At 57.7% G+C, this 1301-nt stretch carries 1 protein-coding gene; it reads left to right on the top strand.

Annotation, left to right across the window (positions count from 1 at the left end):
• A partial coding sequence (locus Q675_RS36570) for an IS1380 family transposase (RefSeq protein ID WP_023012182.1) occupies positions 1–1301 on the top strand: 1301 nt, incomplete at its 3' end.

Below are 1301 nucleotides of genomic sequence, written 5' to 3'. Positions count from 1 at the left end.
ATGGTACCTGAAAAACTGACCTTCTCGCCACTGTCTCGCCGTCAAATTGAAGCCGACTTCTCCGGTGGCCATATCACCTCCGATGCCGGATTGCTCCTACTTCGCGAAGTCGACAAACAACACCAGCTCACTCAGCGCCTGGCTACGGTTCTGAACGATGCCCGTAATCCGGTACTGGTTCGCCACAAGCTTCAGACCATGATCCGGCAGCGGGTCTTTGGCGTGGCCGCCGGGTACGAAGACCTGAACGATCACGAGGCGCTACGCGCTGATCAGGCACTTCAGACCGCGACCGGTGAAGATGCCATTCTGGCGGGCAAATCGACCTTGTGCCGCATGGAACAGCGCGTGGACCGGCAGGCGGTGGTCAAAGCCCACGAACTGCTGTGGCATCACTTCATTGAACAGCACGAGACTCCACCCAAGGAAATTGTGCTGGACTTCGATGGCACCGACGTTCCGGTGCATGGCGACCAGCCCGGCAAGTTCTTTAACGCCTACTACGATCACCATTGTTACTTCCCGCTGTACGTGTTCTGCGGTCGCCATCTGCTGGTGAGCTACCTGCGCACCAGCAACCGAAGCGACAGCCGCCACAGCTGGGCCATTCTGGCCTTGCTGGTGAAGTTCATTCGGCAGTACTGGCCGGATACCCGCATCGTGTTCCGGGGTGACAGCGGCTTTTATCGTCCTCGATTGTTGAGCTGGTGCGACCGGAATCAGGTGGATTATCTGGTCGGTATCAGTAAGAACAGCCGACTGCTCAAGGAGGTAGACGCACCCTCAATGCTTGTTCGCAAGGCTCACAACGAACTGGGTGAAAAAGTCTCCGCCACCTACCGGTTCCAATACCAGGCCCGCACCTGGAAACACCCCCGCTGGGTGGTCGCCCGGCTGGAAGAAGGCGAACTGGGTGCCAACCCCAGGTTCATCATCAGTTCCCGTTACGACGACGGCGTTAAACTCTACTACGAGCAATACTGTGCCCGGGGCGACATGGAAAACCGGATCAAGGATCAGCAGTTGTGTCTGTTCGCAGATCGCACCTCCAGCACGCGGTGGTGGACCAATCAGTGGCGGCTGCTTCTGTCGGGCTTTGCCTACACGTTGTTCGAGCGATTACGCGCTCACCTGAAGAAAACGCCCTTCGAGCGCATGAGCGCCAGTAACCTGCGGCTGAAGCTGATCAAGGTGGGCGCGGTCATCATTCGCAACACTCGGCGCATACGGGTGTTGATGAGTGATGCCTATCCTTACAAAGACGAACTCTCTGACCTGGTACGCCGTCTGGTTCCGGGATA

It is taken from the genome of Marinobacter sp. EN3, assembly GCF_000475315.1.
GTDB lineage: Bacteria > Pseudomonadota > Gammaproteobacteria > Pseudomonadales > Oleiphilaceae > Marinobacter > Marinobacter nauticus.
The sequence above is the reverse complement of the archived record's forward strand: the minus strand, read 5'-3'. Positions and strand labels throughout refer to the sequence as shown.